Origin of the sequence: Prodigiosinella confusarubida, assembly GCF_002847015.1 — a bacterium.
GTDB classification, from domain to species: domain Bacteria; phylum Pseudomonadota; class Gammaproteobacteria; order Enterobacterales; family Enterobacteriaceae; genus Prodigiosinella; species Prodigiosinella aquatilis.
In genome coordinates, this window is the sequence record NZ_CP025085.1 from 3,413,495 (window position 1) to 3,430,635 (window position 17,141).

16 protein-coding genes and 1 other annotated feature are annotated in these 17,141 nt (G+C 50.5%); of the genes, 3 read left to right on the forward strand and 13 right to left on the reverse strand.

The features are described 5' to 3' along the window. Positions 1-349: 349 nt before the first annotated feature. The 11 genes from CWC46_RS15600 to CWC46_RS15655 all read right to left on the reverse strand — a co-directional run bounded on the left by CWC46_RS15600 (position 350) and on the right by CWC46_RS15655 (position 11,151). Positions 350-1,711 carry an APC family permease gene (locus CWC46_RS15600; protein ID WP_021015626.1) on the reverse strand — a complete coding sequence of 454 codons (1,362 nt, stop codon included), beginning with the start codon at positions 1,709-1,711 and terminating at the stop codon, positions 350-352. Further along, the gene (locus tag CWC46_RS22915) at positions 1,701-1,844 is read right to left on the reverse strand and encodes a hypothetical protein (RefSeq protein WP_021015625.1); all 144 of its coding nucleotides are present in this window, start codon (positions 1,842-1,844) and stop codon (positions 1,701-1,703) included. Before CWC46_RS22915 ends, CWC46_RS15600 begins: the two co-directional genes overlap by 11 nt. Positions 1,845-2,459: 615 nt before the next feature. After that, a complete protein-coding gene (locus CWC46_RS15610) occupies positions 2,460-3,203 on the reverse strand; it encodes a flagellar regulator YcgR PilZN domain-containing protein (RefSeq protein WP_037381522.1) in 744 nt (247 codons plus the stop codon). Between the two features lie 254 nt (positions 3,204-3,457). Next, positions 3,458-4,318, reverse strand: coding sequence for a triphosphoribosyl-dephospho-CoA synthase CitG (gene citG / locus CWC46_RS15620; protein ID WP_051391497.1), 861 nt, complete (start codon positions 4,316-4,318; stop codon positions 3,458-3,460). A gap of 28 nt (positions 4,319-4,346) precedes the next feature. Continuing rightward, the gene (citX, locus tag CWC46_RS15625) at positions 4,347-4,889 is read right to left on the reverse strand and encodes a citrate lyase holo-[acyl-carrier protein] synthase (protein WP_021015622.1); all 543 of its coding nucleotides are present in this window, start codon (positions 4,887-4,889) and stop codon (positions 4,347-4,349) included. Next, a complete protein-coding gene (gene citF / locus CWC46_RS15630; RefSeq protein ID WP_021015621.1) occupies positions 4,886-6,415 on the reverse strand; it encodes a citrate lyase subunit alpha in 1,530 nt (509 codons plus the stop codon). The genes citX and citF overlap by 4 nt, the downstream gene beginning before the upstream one ends. A 100-nt stretch (positions 6,416-6,515) precedes the next feature. Continuing rightward, positions 6,516-7,391, reverse strand: a complete 876-nt coding sequence (citE, locus tag CWC46_RS15635; protein WP_021015620.1) for a citrate (pro-3S)-lyase subunit beta — start codon at positions 7,389-7,391, stop codon at positions 6,516-6,518. Continuing rightward, complete coding sequence (gene citD, locus CWC46_RS15640) at positions 7,388-7,681, reverse strand: citrate lyase acyl carrier protein (protein WP_021015619.1); 294 nt, start codon at positions 7,679-7,681, stop codon at positions 7,388-7,390. Before citD ends, citE begins: the two co-directional genes overlap by 4 nt. A 33-nt stretch (positions 7,682-7,714) precedes the next feature. Continuing rightward, a complete protein-coding gene (gene citC / locus CWC46_RS15645; protein WP_021015618.1) occupies positions 7,715-8,761 on the reverse strand; it encodes a [citrate (pro-3S)-lyase] ligase in 1,047 nt (348 codons plus the stop codon). A 79-nt stretch (positions 8,762-8,840) separates the two neighbouring features. Further along, positions 8,841-9,719: a fumarylacetoacetate hydrolase family protein gene (locus CWC46_RS15650; RefSeq protein WP_021015617.1), complete on the reverse strand. Its 879-nt coding sequence runs from the start codon at positions 9,717-9,719 to the stop codon at positions 8,841-8,843. Positions 9,720-9,783: 64 nt separating this feature from the next. After that, positions 9,784-11,151, reverse strand: coding sequence for a 2-hydroxycarboxylate transporter family protein (locus CWC46_RS15655; protein WP_021015616.1), 1,368 nt, complete (start codon positions 11,149-11,151; stop codon positions 9,784-9,786). A 430-nt stretch (positions 11,152-11,581) separates the two neighbouring features. Between CWC46_RS15655 and CWC46_RS15660 the strand changes: the two genes are divergently transcribed. Together CWC46_RS15660 and CWC46_RS15665 are read left to right on the forward strand one after the other, a co-directional pair. Beyond that, on the forward strand, positions 11,582-13,225 hold the full coding sequence (locus tag CWC46_RS15660) for an ATP-binding protein (RefSeq protein ID WP_037381514.1): 1,644 nt from the start codon (positions 11,582-11,584) through the stop codon (positions 13,223-13,225). Next, positions 13,215-13,910 carry a response regulator gene (locus CWC46_RS15665; RefSeq protein WP_021015614.1) on the forward strand — a complete coding sequence of 232 codons (696 nt, stop codon included), beginning with the start codon at positions 13,215-13,217 and terminating at the stop codon, positions 13,908-13,910. Before CWC46_RS15660 ends, CWC46_RS15665 begins: the two co-directional genes overlap by 11 nt. A 112-nt stretch (positions 13,911-14,022) precedes the next feature. On the opposite strand, the gene CWC46_RS15670 is transcribed toward CWC46_RS15665, so the two are convergent. Together CWC46_RS15670 and CWC46_RS15675 are read right to left on the reverse strand one after the other, a co-directional pair. Continuing rightward, entirely contained in the window at positions 14,023-14,676 is a 654-nt protein-coding gene (locus tag CWC46_RS15670) for a hypothetical protein (RefSeq protein WP_021015613.1), read from the reverse strand. A gap of 358 nt (positions 14,677-15,034) precedes the next feature. Further along, positions 15,035-15,859: an NAD-dependent epimerase/dehydratase family protein gene (locus tag CWC46_RS15675; protein ID WP_021015612.1), complete on the reverse strand. Its 825-nt coding sequence runs from the start codon at positions 15,857-15,859 to the stop codon at positions 15,035-15,037. Between the two features lie 192 nt (positions 15,860-16,051). After that, positions 16,052-16,172: a sequence feature (His leader region), on the forward strand. A 65-nt stretch (positions 16,173-16,237) separates the two neighbouring features. Between CWC46_RS15675 and hisG the strand changes: the two genes are divergently transcribed. Beyond that, the gene (gene hisG / locus CWC46_RS15680; protein WP_021015611.1) at positions 16,238-17,137 is read left to right on the forward strand and encodes an ATP phosphoribosyltransferase; all 900 of its coding nucleotides are present in this window, start codon (positions 16,238-16,240) and stop codon (positions 17,135-17,137) included. Positions 17,138-17,141: the final 4 nt, after the last annotated feature.

A 17,141-nucleotide genomic window follows, 5' to 3' on the forward strand; every position in this document is an offset into this window, starting at 1 on the left:
CATTCCCAAAAAGGGAAGCATACTTACCGATAAAATTTCCTGTTATGACCCGCGATCAGTACGACTGAATCCCGGTATGGACAACCACGAAAGGTTCGCCGATAACTTATCGAAGGGCAGCAGGTATTGCCAAGAGAATGGATGACATCAGGAATACAGGTCGCAAAGATGCCTGAACATTATGGTCGTGGCACCGATATTGAATCCGTTCTAAAACGGATGCATTGATTAGAAAGCGAATTTCTGCCTATGCAGGCATCCCGTTGCAAAACAAAGAAGCGTTTGTCACTCATGTCTCACGCGGCCAAGAAACAGCGTGAGACATGGCGCTCAGTGGATTTACGGGACGTTAAACCAACTCTTCATTACACTGTGGAACCGGCTGACGAAAGCGGCGTGTCACGACCACCAGATACAGCAGACCCACGGCAGCCCACACCAGACCCAGGGTCATGGACGTTTGTTCCAGATTGAGCCACAGCGCGCCGACAGCCAGCGCGCCCAGGATTGGCAAAATCAGGTAATTGACGGTGTCTTTCAGTGTGGCATTACGGCGTTCACGAATATAGAACTGCGATATTACCGACAGGTTCACGAAAGTAAACGCCACCAGCGCGCCAAAATTGATCAGTGCCGTAGCCGTCACCAAATCAAAAGATACCGCCGACAGCGCAATCACCCCGACCAACAATACGTTCAATGCCGGCGTACGCCATGTCGGATGAATATAGCCAAAGAAACGCGTCGGAAAGACGCCATCACGACCCATCACATACATCAGGCGAGACACCCCGGCGTGAGCCGCCATGCCGGAAGCCAGCACCGTTACGCAGGAAAATACCAGAATGATCGACTGGAACAGTTTACCCGCCACATACAACATAATTTCCGGCTGTGAGGCATCCGGGTTTTTGAAGCGGGAAATATCCGGGAAATAGAGTTGCAGGAAGTAGGACACCACCACAAAAATGATGCCGCCAATCAGCGCCGTCAGGAAAATCGCTTTCGGGATAACCCGCCCGGCATCCGGCGTCTCCTCTGACAGAGAGCTGATACCATCAAACCCGAGGAACGAGAAACACAGAATGGTCGCACCGGTCACCATCGGCACCACATGGGCATTCTCCGACCAGAACGGTTTACGGCTGACCAGCGTTCCTGTGCCTTCTCCATGAGACACACCGTGGATCACCAACGCAAGAAACACCAGCATAACCGCCACCTGCACCACCACAATGATGGAATTCAGGTTGGCGACAATATTGATGCCGCGCAGGTTAAACAGCGTCATCAGCCCTACCAGCGCTGCCACGAAGATCCATGACGGCACACCGGGGAAAATCGCTTCCAGATAAATTTTTGCCAGTAGAATGTTGATCATCGGCATAAACAGGTAGTCCAGCAGCGAAGACCAGCCAACCATAAAACCAATATGCGGACTGATGGCCTTTTGGGCATAAGTGTATGCCGAACCAGCGGAAGGAAAGCGGCGCACCAGTTTGCCATAGCTCAGTGCGGTAAACAGAATGCCGATCAATGCGAAAACATACGCAGTAGCAACATGTCCATCCGTTAACCCCGACACAATACCGAAAGTGTCGAAAATAGTCATGGGTTGTAAATAGGCAAGCCCCATCATGACCACTTGCCATAACGTGAGGGTTTTTCTTAATTGGATACGCTGACTGGACACCGTCGTCTCAAGCGACATGCTGCGTCCCTCCATTGCCAGCACCGGCGAGTGACGCCTCATCTGATACACCCGCTGTCACCATGACAACATCATCACGGATCTTACGGGATAAACCGGCGGGCACCGGTACAAAAACAACGACTTGCCCCATTTCTTTTTCCTCTGCGTTGCACTATGGCATACGTTTTACTGATATCTATCCGGAATGTGTTCCGGCCTCTTGCGGGAAACATGACTACAAAAAAATAACCGACGCTATCAACGTCGGTTACTTGTAGGGCGCGTATTTTGCCCCAGAGAAGTTGTGGTGACAAGACCAGGCAGACCTGGTTGTTTCCTCTATGGCAGAAGAAGCCGTATACATTGACAAGCCACATCCGATAATTCCGAAGTCGGGTATGAAAGCGCATCTCGAGAAAGTGGCCTGGGCTAATTTTCCTGATATGACATTCGACACGTTGAAACTTTTCGGCTGCACCAACATCTACGCCTGGGAGTGGGCACTCCATGCGTCAAAGTGTGGCGTGCTGGTTGGACAAACATCCGATCGGAACATCTATTGCGAGGGAGTGGACATACTGATGCTCCACGCAAAAGGGCAAATTGTACAGTCCGTTTGTCACCTCGACAGGAAATCCCTGTGGGATTCAGTTGTAAATTGGAGTGGTAACTCAACTGGGCCCCCACAGTGACAGTAGTAATAAAACGACGACTCACATTATCGTCGCTCAAATATAGGCGTTGTGTACCAGCGTCGCTATTATCATTACTGAAATTTTTTACGTTTCTTGCTCTGTTCTAACTCCAGTTCAACAATCACCTGTTGAAGCTCGCGCTCCTCCAACGATGTCAACTGTGGAAATCGGAAACTCAGGCGTTGCATTTTCTTTATCTCACCTTTGTTACTCACCAACTTGGTGGTAGCGTGCCCTACCAACTCCAGATCCAGCGTAAAGTGACCATAGTTATTCAGGTCTATTTCCGCACTTTTAATCACATCACCGGGATTGATTAGCGTGTCAATATCGTCACGCTCCGTATACAGGCAGACACCGCCCAGCGAAAGGTCTTTAACCGTAAACTGGAACTGGCTTTTATCCGACAAAGTACCCCGGCAAACCATCGGCGGCCATGCCGGAGAAGTGATACGGAAAAAATTACGGCGCTGTATATAGTAGAGTTCAGACGGGATATCAGCACAAAACGCCGGCAGGCCTTCATACATCATCGTGCGCGTGATATGTGATTTGAACTCGATTTTTGCACCGGCAGGTTCAGCCAGAAAATCCAGCTCGCCGGCAAACAATGCCCGGCTGTTTTCCTGCTCCAGACCACCCAAATCAAACAGAAAAATATCGTTATCAGGCTGGACATCCAGAACTTTACTGATGAACTGTCCACGTGAATGGAAAACCATTACGGTGGTATCGTTTTTCTTTAACTCCCGCAATGTCGCACAAATTGCCAGCTTGTTGCGCTTAACAAACTGCTCTTTCAAATTTTCATCCACTACATCCAGCCCCACGAATTAGTTGAATGGTAAATACCTGATAATTTCTCTACATCATTCACGTTACAGGAAGGCGGCAAGCGAAAAGATCCCGATGAACTTACTCAAGTAAGTGATTCGGGTATCATCGAGCGCCGCCAACGCACATGCAACTTGAAGTATGACGAGTATAGATTGAATGAACCACAAGAGATCAATCCGTTCAATCGGTATCGGCATTTACCACATCAACTTTAGCTATCGCTGACAGAACGTCAGGCAGCCGGATAGTGGGACAGCAGCCAAGTCAGCGCCAACAAGTCAGCACTGCCTCCCGGGCTGAGATTGCGAACGACAAATGCCTGATTCATATCCTGTAGCGCCGCAATACTGACGCCCTGCGCCAACAGACGACGAGCGGAAGACTGTACAAACGTCAGGCCTTCCATCCCACCCCGCGACACCACATTGGTATCCGGGTTGTGAGCCATCAACACCACCAGCGTGTGTAGCAACGCTTTTTCTTCATCCATACCCTGCTGTAACGCTTGCTGATATGCCGGTAGCGCATACTGCCGCACGGTGCCAAAACCACTGGCCGCTTCGCCCCGCGCCCCAGTCAACCCGTGACGCTGAAACAGTCGCTCCCCGGCGGTGACCGCACTGCCGCCCTTCTCCAGCTCATTGCGTACCAGATCACCACACATATCCGCCACGGCCTGACACAGCCGCGCTTGAGTTTGTGGCTGACCGCAGCCCACCAGCCATCCTGCGGCGGTACACAATAATCCGAATGCAAAAATCCCGCCTTTATGGGTGTTGACCCCGGACGTCGCCTTCAGCATCGATTGTTCGCAGGCAATTCCCACCGGGCGAGCGTAGCTGAGTAACTGGCTGAGCGGCAGGGATGCATGATGGAAACCTGTTTCGGTAAACCGCCGGAACCAGGGTGCTACCGCCGTAATGCTTGACTGAAACAGCGGCACGTCCATATCCCGGTGTGAACCGTTATTCTCGCTGTCCACCAGACCGGGTTTTGGTGTCAACATGACTTCAACGGTTAACGCCCGGGCGACCAGACGGTCGATATCGGGTAGCCCCGCAGCGACGGGATTGCGCACAAAGGCGTTTCCCATCTGATGGCAGGAGAAGATCGTACCGGTATCAGTGCGGGTCGAAATAGGCATGAAGCATTCCTTCAATCTGCTGGATGAGCTCGGGCAGTGGATGACGCCGCGAGCGAGCGCAGGCATGCGCCGGTTCACCACACAACATACACGAACGCCCGGCATGCGCCAGCAGGGAACGACCAATAGAACCTTCTTGTGGGCAAAATACATCGAAATCCCACAACCGACCCAATGCGTGATGCTCTTCCAATGCTATCGCCGCTGCTTTTACCGACAGAGCGTCTTTCTTCACTACCCAGAACCCTTCGGCCCCGGTTTCCAACCAATGTAATTGATGTTCCAGCACACGCCAGCCCCGCGCGCGACACAGTACATCGAAGGCACTTACCGCTTCGTGCATAGCCTGGCGGTACAGTGTCGAATCCTTCACCGGACCCGGCGTCACCAGTGTCAACGACACCAGCGTGGCGCTATAGCGCACCAGCAGCTCGCGCTGCCGGGCGGCGCGGCGATCCTTCGCCGCCAACAGGTTTTCCAGTGAAACGGCGACCGATTCGGTCAACGTATCATCACTCACTCGTTATCCTCTTTTACCTGACGGACTACATCGATCACACTACCATCACGGTAGCGAATCACCCCGACAATGCGGTCGTGGAACGCAATCGCTCTCGGCTCGCCCACCAACGCGGTGGCGCGTTGATACAGCGCTTCCATCGACATGACGTTAAGACCGGCCTGTTGCAAGCGCTCTGCCACTTCCGGACGTGCCGGGTTAACTGCAATACCGTGATCGGTCACCAGGACATCAACACTCTCTCCCGGCGTAACACACGTCGTCACCTGACGCACCACCGTCGGAATACGGCTACGGATCAGCGGAGCGACCACGATGGTCAGGTTCGCAGCGGTAGCCACATCGCAGTGACCGCCGGATGCGCCACGCATCACACCATCCGAACCGGTAATAACGTTGACATTGAAATCGAGGTCGATTTCCAACGCACTCAGAATCACCACATCCAGTTGGTCACAGCAGGCTGCTTTACCCGTCGGGTTGGCGTAGACATTGGTGGAAATTTCCACATGCTGCGGGTTTTTCGCCAGCGACGCAGTGGCGCCAGCATCAAAACACTGCGTATCCAACAGTGTCTCAATCAGTCCTTTCTCGTGCAGATCGACAATACTGCCGGTGATGCCGCCCAAGGCGAAACGCGCCACAATATTCTGCTGCTGCATGCGATCTTCCAGAAAACGGGTGCACGCGGTAGAGGCTGCGCCAGAACCGGTCTGGATAGAGAAACCTGATTTGAAGTAACCGGAGTGTTCAATCACGTCAGCGGCACTACGGGCAATCAGCAGCTCACGCGGGTTACTGGTAACTCGGGCCGCGCCGACGCTGATTTTAGCCGGATCACCGACTTCATCCACCTGAACGATGTAATCTACCTGATCCTGAACAATGCTGGCAGGCATGTTCGGGAATGGCACCAGACTTTCCGTCAGCAGCACCACTTTGTGGGCAAATTCGGCATCCACCATGGCATATCCCAGCGAACCACAGCGAGATTTACCGACCGTGCCGTTGGCGTTACCGAATTCGTCACTGCACGGTACTCCCAGGAACGCCAGATCGATCTTCAGTTCACCGCTCTGTAGCAGATGCACACGACCACCGTGGGAATGAATCTGTACCGGTTCTTTCATCAGACCGTGAGAAATGGCATCGGCCAGTTTGCCACGCATCCCGGACGTGAAAATACGGGTTACCACACCATTGCGGATGTGCTCAATCAGCGGGGCATTGCAGCTCATCAGGGAGCTAGAGGCCAGCGTCAGGTTTTTGAACCCCATCTGTGCCAACGTATCCATCACCCGGTTGATGACTTTGTCACCTTCACGGAAATGGTGGTGGAACGACACTGTCATGCCATCTTTCAGCCCGCTTTTACGAATAGCGTCCTCCAGAGAGGCGCACAGCTTACGCTCATGCTTCTGCGTGATATCGTTCAGCCAGGGCGTGTGGTGATTGGCGCTGACGAACGGTTCTAAATGGTTTTTTTCCGGGTACTGCTTTTGCAGCGCTTCAATAAAGTTACTCATGATCTTATCCTGTCATTGCTGATGACCCGCCGGTTCGGCACTCAGTCCATACCGGGCCGGTCAGTGCATAAAACGGTCTGTACAGAAAAACGGGCGACGCTTATTTACGAACGCCAGAAGCCTTAACACGTTCCACTACCGTTCTGGCGTGGTTGATTATCGGGCCATCAATCATTTTTCCGTTGAGTGAAATCACGCCTAACCCGGCACGTTCGCCCTCTTCTGCCGCCTTGATCACCAGGTGCGCATAATCCACCTCGTCCTGCGTCGGGGCATACGCATTGTGCAGCAATTCAATCTGGCGGGGGTTAATCAGGGATTTACCGTTAAAGCCCAGCCGGCGGATCAGGTCCACCTCACGCAGGAAACCCTCATCATCGTTGACGTTGGAATACACCACGTCAAAGGCATCAATACCGGCGACACGGGCAGCATGCAGCACCGCGCAGCGGGCATAGAACAATTCGGTGCCGTCGCCGCGTTCGGTCTGCATATCCATCACATAGTCAAAAGCCGCCAGCGCGATACCGATCATGCGCTCGGATGAACGGGCAATGGATACGGCATTGACGACTCCGATTGCCGACTCAATCGCCGCCATAATGCGGGTAGAACCGACTTCACGACCGCACGCCTTTTCAATGCGTACCAGATGCTGTTCCAGCTCGTCCACGTCGTCGGTGGAATCGGTTTTCGGCAGGCGAATGACATCAGCACCACCACGTACTGCGGCTTCCAGGTCTTTCAGACCAAACGGCGTGCAGAGCTGGTTAATGCGCACTACCGTTTCAATTTCACGGTACATCGGGTGTTGCAGCGCATGAAATACCAGCAGGCGTGCGGTATCTTTTTCCCGCAGGGACACGGCGTCTTCCAGGTCAAACATGATGGAATCGGGCTTGTAGATAAACGCGTTGGACAGCATGGCGGCATTGGCGCCTGGGAGGAATAACATACTACGACGAAGTTTTTTCATGATAATTTCTCCCAGTCAATCTGCTCTTCATCAGCGCCACGTAATACCGCACTCTGCACACGGGCGCGGATAACACAATCCAGCGCGCCCTTGTCATCGACAATAATGGTGCCTTCCTGTACGTCCAGCGCTTGCAGGGTCTCGTTGATGACCGCTTTAATCTGGTGACCAAACTGTTTGATGACTTCACTGTTGACGACGACCGTCAACTGCCCTTCAGCTGGTGCGACCTTCACCAGCAAATCGCTGGATTCAAAGGTGCCCGCCAGGGCTTCCTTAATAATTTTCATCTCTTTTTCCTGCTCAATACTATTAAATGTGCATCACGCGCAGGCGGGTTCGCCATAACGCTGTAGCTGTAAATACTGAAAAGTGGTCGCGGGGACAATATCCTGAATAGAATCAAACTGACGCAGTTTTAACAGCTTGCGCACCTCGGACGCGGAAATCGCCCGTCCGGCTTCACACTTGCGTTCAATTTCAATCACTTTCAGAGCCGGGGCATTGACTAACTGCGACTGTTCCAGCCAATAATGCATGTCCTGGTTATACTGATGGGTGACCGGACAGAATGGCTCAGTCCCGACAAAGCGTTGGTTAATACCGAGAGCCGGCGCGATATATTGCCGGAAAATGATCAGATCCAGCGCGGAGTGCGCCTGGGTGATCAATTTTTCTTCTTTCAGGAAATAACCGGGGAAAGTGGCCTTGGAGATCATATATTCTGACCCGATATGCACCGTCAGATTTCGGATGTGGGCCACGCCCTGTCTCACCATATCCAGGCGTTCGGTAAACGGGAAAAAGGAGACATCTTCCCGCACCACAAAGATGTGTAGCCAATCGCAGGCCGCTGCCGCCTGCTCCGCCAAATAGCAGTGCCCCAGGGTAAACGGATTGGCATTCATCACGATGGCGCCAATGTTATCACCCGGTTGTCTCTGTTTGGTCAGTGTCTGGCAATACTGTTTGATGCCGATGGGCGTATTTTCCATCAATACAGCGGCATTATCATACTGAGCCAGCGGGTAGAATCCGCAGCCACGGAAAATATTGATATTATCGGGTTTGGTATACAGAAACAGGTGAAACCGGCCACGCAAAGCGGCCTGTTGCACCACTTCATTCACCACCTGGACACCCAGGTTGAGGTCACGAAAAGCGGGATCGACCGCAACACATTTAATGGTGTTAGCCGCCAGTCCGGCACAGGCGACCAGTTGGCCATCATGCCTGCCCACCACAAAGGTCTCAATGTCATTATCCATCCCCAGTTGGCAATGGGCCAGAAACTGACGCACAACCACGACATCCTGCGTATGGACGCCCACCTCAAGGGTGGTAAAAACAAGAGCCTCATCGGCATACATAACAGTAATCCTGCATATAGCTAAAGTAATTCAACATAAACGCTGACAGACGTCTTCGGGTCATCCCGAAGCCTGATCTTCAGTGAGCCAGCGCAGCGGCGGGCATCGCTTTTGCCGGCCGGCTGACTTCGGCGATGGTGTTACGTAAATGACCGACATTTTCAATCTCAACTTCGATGCAATCACCCGGTTTCATAAACAGCGGTGGCGTGCGTTTTTTACCTACGCCGCCAGGTGAACCGGTAATGATCACATCACCCGCGCTCAGGGCAGTGAAAGTGCTGATGTATTCAATCAGTTCGGCAATGGTATGGATCATGCTGCGAGTGTTGTCGTCCTGTACCATACGCCCATTCAGATAGGTGCGAATGGCCAACGCGTGCGGATCAGGGATTTCGTCACGGGTAGTCAGATACGGCCCAAAGGCGCCGGTTTTCTGCCAATTCTTGCCAGCGGTAAACCAGCTGTGCTGCCAGTCACGAGCGGAGCCATCCATATAGCAGCTATAACCGGCGACGTGAGACAACGCCTCTTCGCGGGAAATGTTCTGGCCATCTTTGCCAATCACGACGGCCAGTTCACCTTCATAGTCAAATTCATTGGAGAAGGTTGGTTTGAGTACGTCGGTACCGTGGCCGGTCTGTGAATCGGCAAAGCGGACAAACAGGGTCGGTGCCGGGTTCAGTTCATTGAACTCTTTACGTTTTTCGGCATAGTTCATCCCGACGCACAAGATTTTGGACGGTGTCACAATCACGGGTAAGAAGGTAACGTCCGACACTGACACATCCGGTGTGGCATGGATAAATTCAGCCGCCTCGTGCAGGGCGTCACCCGCCAGCAGCGCTTTCAAATCTGCATAGCGCTGACCGAGTTTGCTGCCCAGGTCGATTAAGCCAGCCGGGGTGTAAATCCCGTAACTGTTTTTGCCGTTATAGCGATAGCTTGCAAGTTTCATAATAATTCCCGGTTAAAATGAAACTGCGGTGATTTGCAGTTTCATCTTTTTACTTAACAAAACATCAGACCAAAAAGTTGCCCAGAATCAGTAGTGCCAGAGAGACATTGATAGCCCCGCCGATACGCGTGGCAATCTGTGCGAAAGGCATCAGCACCATACGATTACCGGAAGTCAGGATAGCAACGTCGCCGGTACCACCCTGTCCACTCTGACAACAGGAGACAATGGCAACATCAATCGGGTGCATACCAATTTTCTTACCAACAAAGAAACCGGTAGCGACCAGAGCGCCCACAGTGGAAACGATAACCAGCAGATTGGAAATGGTGAACGCATTCACCAACTCCTGCCATGGTGTAATCGCCACACCCACCGCGAACAGAATCGGGTACGTCACTGAAGTCTGGAAAAATTTATAAACGACCTGTGACCCTTCCTGAATGCGCGGAGAGGCACCGTGAGCCAATTTAATCAATACCGCGACAAACAACATGCCCACTGGCGCTGGCAGACCGATCAGTTTGTTACCCAGCATACCTACCATGTACAGCAGTACCGCCAGCAGAGCGCCGGTAGCGATGGTAGTTACATCGGTTTTACCACTGGTTGACGCCGTCAAAGACGCTGGGGTGCTGCCTATTGAATTACTCTTGTTCGGCATCAGTTCGCCTTCACCGGTCAGGTGTGGATAACGTTTACCCAACTGATTCAAACAACCGGCAATGATGATAGCGGTCAGACTACCCAACATCACGATAGGCAGAATCCGACCCAAGGCGACACCTTGTTCCATATGCAGCAGGGTGGCATACCCCATCGATAGCGGGATGGCACCTTCACCCACCCCACCAGCCATGATCGGCAACACCAGGAAGAAAAAGATATGGAACGGATTCATACCCAGCGCCATACCGACGCCCATGCCCACCAACATACCGACCACTTCGCCACACACCATGGGGAAGAAGATACGCAGGAAACCCTGAATCAAGGTCTGCCGGTTCATGCTCATGATGCTGCCGACGATAATGCAGCAGATGTAGAGATACAGAATGTGGGTGGATTTATAGAATTGAGTAGTAGACTGAACAATGGTGTCCGGTAACAGGCCGTAATGCACCATTGCAGAAGGAATAAAGGTAGCGCAGATCGCTGCTGCCCCCATTTTACCCACGATAGGTAAGCGTTTACCGAACTCGCCGCAGGCAAAACCAAAAAACGCCAGTGTTGCAACCATCACGACGATGTCGCTAGGCAGTTTCCCATTCAGACAATCAATTCCGATTAACGCACCAGCCAATAAAAATAGCGGTACCGGAATAATACCTACTTTATAGGTATCCAGAATGTGCCACCATTTTTCTTTTAATGAAACCTTCGCCGAGGCCTCATCTTTCACAACAATATATGAATCATCAGTGGTACTCATAACCTTCTCCCCTTATTATTTTCCTGGGCATAGTAGGAGGTCAATGACTATTATTATGTGATAATCATCAAATTAAAAAACGAGTTTTAATGGCACTTATGGTTTTTATGGTTTTTATTAAAAATTCATTTATAAACAATATGTTAATAAAACAAAATTCATGCTAAAACTTTAAAAACTTTATGGTTTTTATGGTGTTAATTAGGCGTTTTATAATAATTTATTCTTATGTTGTGAAAAGGTAATTAACTTGTTTATCAAGACGATTAATTTGGTCTAAATGTTGCCAATAATAAGTAACAAAAAAACACATGATTTAAAACTTTATCGCGTGACGGCTCACAAGATTATATTCACCGCCCCTTCTTCTACTCCATTCATGATAAATTATCCACTCCAGCACAGATTGATTTGACGGTTTTTAATGGCGATGAAATACAGACTCACTTTTCACCTCAAGTTATTCATTTACTTGATTATTTTTTTCTCGGTACTGCTATTGATGGTAGGAGGCTACTACTATTACTCGGTAGATAAGCAGCTTTATACCGAGTTAGGTAATCGTGCCCAGGTGCAGGCACGGGAGATCGCCATCATTCCGTCGCTAATTGACGCCGTAAAAAAACGGGATATTGCCGCCATCGCCACGCTGGGTAATAAGCTAAAACAGCGCAGTGACGCCAGCTTTATCGTTATCGGCGATCAGCACGCCATTCACTTGTACCATTCCGAAGATCCCGCGGCGCTGGGTAAAAAAATGGTTGGTGGAGACAATAAGGATGTGCTGGCGGGGAAAAGCATTATTTCATTGCGGCGCGGTGGTATCGGCATTTCTTTGCGCAGCAAGGCGCCGATCATGGATGGAAACACCGTGATTGGTATCGTTTCCGTGGGTTACCTGAAAAGCCACATTGATAACCTGACACTCGGTAAAGTCGGCCACGTTCTGTTAGTCATTCTGTCCTTGCTGCTAGCGCTATTCTGTTTTTCCTGGTGGTTCTCACGCAATCTGAAAAAACAGATGTTCGGGCTGGAGCCGCTGGAGATCCGCCTGCTGGTCCGGCAGCAAAAAGCGCTGTTGGAGTCCATTTACGAGGGCGTGATCGCCATTGATAAACAACATCGTATTGCCGTGATTAACCATGCAGCTAAAGAGTTGCTGGGGCTGGACGGACCATCTTACAAATTGCGTGGCAAACCGATTGAAGAAGTGATTAAATCCGTTCCCTTTTTTGCCAATGAGGACATGTGGGTGACAGACACGCACGACGAAATCTGTCGTTTCAACCATATTACGGTGATTGCCAGCCGGGTACGTATCATGCTGAAAGATGAGCTACAGGGTTGGGTCATCAGTTTCCGTGACAAAAACGACATCCACAGTCTCAGTCTGCAATTGAGCCAGGTAAAGCGCTACGCCAACAGTTTGCGTATTTTGCGCCATGAACAACTCAACTGGACTGCCACGCTAGCCGGATTATTACATCTGAAACGCTATGATGAAGCGGTGCAATATATTGAAGCGCAATCAGAAAGCGCCCAGGTGGTACTGGATTTCGTTTCGCGTCGTTTCTGTTCCCCCGCGCTCTGTGGTCTGCTACTGGGGAAATATGCCAGCGCGCATGAAAAAGGCATCGAACTACTGTTTGACCCACGCTGTCAGTTGAATGGAATTCCCGCCGCACTCAATGAAACCGAACTCATGTCGATTATCGGCAATTTGATCGATAATGCAGTGGAGGCCACACTAACCTGCCAGGAAGCCCATTATCCTGTTGAAGTTTACATTCATGACGGTGAGCAGGAACTGGTGATTGAAATTGCTGATCAGGGAACAGGTATTGACCCGAATATCGCCGAACGAATATTTGAGATGGGTGTCACCAGTAAGTTGGAAGGCGATCATGGATTGGGGCTGCATCTGGTAGCCAGTTATGTTAATCAGGCTCACGGGATAATTGAAGTTTCCGCCAACCAACCGCACGGAGCAATTTTTTCCATTTTCATTCCCAAAAATTCTTCCTTTAATCAACCTACAGAGACTCACAGGGATTCAGAGCACCATGCCTATTGATAATTTCAACGTTTTGATCGTTGAAGATGAAAACAAGCTGGCGACTATCCAGGCTGAATTTATCGAAAAAAACTTTAACATGCGCGTGGTCGGCATTGCCGCCACCTTATCCGAAGCAAAACGGTTGTTACAACTGTACAAGCCACGGTTGATTTTGCTGGATAATTATCTGCCGGATGGTGAAGGTGTATCACTCATTGAAAGCGAATTGCTGAAAGGCATGAACTGCTCGGTTATTTTTATCACCGCCGCCAGTGATATGAACACCTGCGCGCAGGCTATCCGCTGCGGAGCGTTTGATTACATCATCAAACCTGTCTCTTACCCGCGTCTGCGTTCGTCGTTAGAGCGTTTTATCCAGTTTGTGAAAACCCAGCACACTTACAAAATCGTCGATCAGCAAAATGTGGATGTGCTTTATCAGCTTCAGGCGTCTACCGTACCAAATGGCCCCGGCAGCAAAGGCATTGAGGAAAATACCCTGAATCTGATTCAGCAGATCTTCCTCAATGAGTCGGAAACGCTATTCTCCGTTGATGATGTGGTCGATAAAACCGGACTGAGTAAAACCACTGCCCGCCGTTATCTCGAATTTTGCGTGGAAAACCAGTTTCTGGAAATCGAAATGCGCTATGGGAAAATCGGTCATCCACGGCGACTGTACCGCAAGAAAAACACGGATTGAACGGTTTTTTCTCGCCGTGCGATACCTGCAAACGTATCGGAAACCTGCGTGGTAAAACCTGAACCCACGCAGGAAATAACATCATCAAGCGTCATTTAACACTGACTTTTCCTTACGCTTTCTTAGGCAGTAATACATACGCGATAATGGGTTCTATCTTTTGCGGTGCCTGTAACCAGCCATTGAATACGTTACCAATCCCTTTCTTTTTATAGGTCGCATCGCAACTTGCCGAGGTCCCCGTTATCCCCAGACCGTATGTACCGCCACCTTCCGCTTTAATCTGACAGTGGTGTTTGGTCGTGAAGTCATCGTATAACCAACCAGGCTCAATGGTACTAAACAGAATCATTACACCAGGATCTTTAATCGTCAGATAGCTCGCGGAATAATCATATTCCGGCGCAATACCGCAGAAACTTGCCTGGGAAACACAGGGTATTATTTTATATCTATTGGTATCAAATTGTTTATATTCGGCGATTCCCATGCCTCGATACCAATACATTGAATGTGCGGCATCGATATTACTTTTCGCCGCTTTAGGATTAGTCAGAATAATTTTATTTGCTGTATCGGTTGTAAGCTGTAATGTTCCATTTTTATACATGGTCATGACACGGGTATTGTCCAGACCATTACTTGCAATCACGCCCACTATCGCAGGATCGGGTGCCGCCTGCGCACTACACGCCAAAGATGCGTAGAGTGTCATCGCGCTGAAAAGGCTTATTATGCCTCCCAGTATTTTTTCTCGTCTCAACATAAATTATTCCTTATCAGAAAGTAAATATGCTTAATATCAATAAAACCTGATAAAGCACAGCTCATTTATTCTGCTGATTCCGATAATAAAAATAGACCACGACACTTTACAGCGCAAAAAATAAATACGCTGAGTGGTTCATATTGCTGAAGAGAGATTCAATTAAATATTATTCAATCTGGATTATTATGGTTGATATTATTTATATAAAATAGATTTCATACTGAAGCAAAGCAGCGAGAAAATGAACCCGGAAGTGAAAATGATTCAACTAAAAAAGCCCCGAAAAGCCAAAACGCCTATCCGGGCCTGAAATTAAAGGGGAAAGGTCATCCCGCCAGATCTTCCGTGGAACGCCTTACCCCATCGGCATGGTCATCGGATCCGGGTGTTGATATTCAAACCCCAGCTCGCTACAGATTTTATGCCCATCCACCAGCCGCGCCAGTGCCGGATCACCCGGCAGAAATTGCGGCGGGTCCAGGTGCATGTTACGCGCCTGCGCCGGATAAAAATCCTGCCTGGCTGGATGTTCCGGTGCACAAAGGTTGTAAAGATGACCCCCCTGTGGCAGTTGTAATAACAACAGGATCGCCGCTATCACATCTTCCTGATGGACCAGATTGACGCCGTGCGACCCATTCGGCAGATTACGCCGCCCAGCCAGAAAACGCCCTGGATGGCGATCCGCTCCCACCAATCCCGCCAGACGCAGAATATCTACCGACGTATTGGGCAACGCGTGCAACCACTGCTCCAGTTCTACCAGCGCTTTCCCGGTCATGGTCTCTGGCTGTAGTGGACTGTTTTCTTTTACCCGGCCATAGGTTCGACCATAAACCGATGTCGAACTGGTAAACAGAATACGCGGCACGCCATAGGCCAGCGCGCTATCGACCAATTGCTGCACCGCCTGCATGTAGCTCTCTCCATTCTGTGCGGTACGGCTGGGCGGCAAGGTGATAATCAATGCGTCAGTCTGTAACAACACCGCTAAATCTCCAGCGCCACACTCCAGTTCCGGCGTCAGTTGCAAACGATAGCAGTCAATACCGCTCAGCTGTGCCGCGGCCACACCATCATCCGTCGTTTTACTCCCGACAACGTGATACCCGCGACCAAGCAGCGCCAATGCCAGCGGCATTCCCAGCCAGCCAAGCCCAATAATCGATACTTTTTTCATCGTTCCTCTCCTGACCTACACCGACGCTTCACACCCACTATCCACGCCCTTTCAGTTATAGCAATATCAATTGACTACATCAGGTAAAAAAGTGTTGCATCACCACCGCAACATGGTTTAGGTTAGCTGACAAGCGACACAAACACTATCGCCAGAAAAGAGAAAATTCATGTTACGTATTCTGATTAACCACCATCATCACCATCATCCTGACTAGTCTTTCAGGCGATTGGTGCTGGAAGACACGCGGATCTTCCAGTGGTGCAGAACGTAAAGAGAGCCCTCGGAAGATCACTTCCGAGGGTTTTTTTATGGCCCGAACTTTTTAGAAGTCTATTTGAAAATAGACATTATCAGACAGGTTAAATTGAGGTTCACATGCTGGATAAAACACGTTTGCGCATTGCTATGCAGAAATCAGGTCGCCTGAGCGACGATTCCCGAGAACTGCTGGCCCGTTGCGGGATTAAAATCAATTTGCAACAACAACGACTTATCGCCTTTGCGGAAAATATGCCGATTGATATTCTGCGCGTGCGTGATGACGATATACCCGGTCTGGTGATGGATGGTGTTGTGGATTTAGGCATCATCGGGGAAAACGTGCTGGAAGAAGAGTTGCTTAACCGACGCGCCCAGGGTGAAGATCCGCGCTATTTTACCCTGCGACGTCTTGATTTCGGCGGCTGCCGTCTGTCACTGGCCATGCCGCTGGATGAAACTTATTCCGGCCCGCAATGCTTGCAAAACAAACGTATCGCTACCTCCTATCCGCACTTGCTTAAAAAATACCTCGATGAACAAGGTATTGATTTCAAATCATGCCTGCTGAATGGCTCAGTGGAAGTGGCGCCGCGCGCCGGGTTGGCCGATGCCATCTGCGATCTGGTTTCCACCGGCGCCACACTGGAAGCCAATGGCCTGCGCGAAGTAGAAGTGATCTACCGCTCTAAAGCGGCGCTCATTCAGCGTGATGGCGAGATGCCCGCCGACAAGCAGCAACTCATCGATAGACTGCTGACTCGCATGCAGGGCGTGATTCAGGCGCGTGAATCCAAATACATCATGCTGCACGCGCCCAGCGATCGGCTGGAAGATATCGTGGCCCTGTTGCCAGGCGCCGAACGGCCGACCATCCTGCCACTGGCGGGCGACAAGAACCGCGTCGCCATGCATATGGTGAGCAGCGAAACCCTGTTCTGGGAAACCATGGAAAACCTGAAAATGCTCGGTGCCAGCTCCATTCTGGTGCTGCCAATTGAGAAGATGATGGAGTAACCGC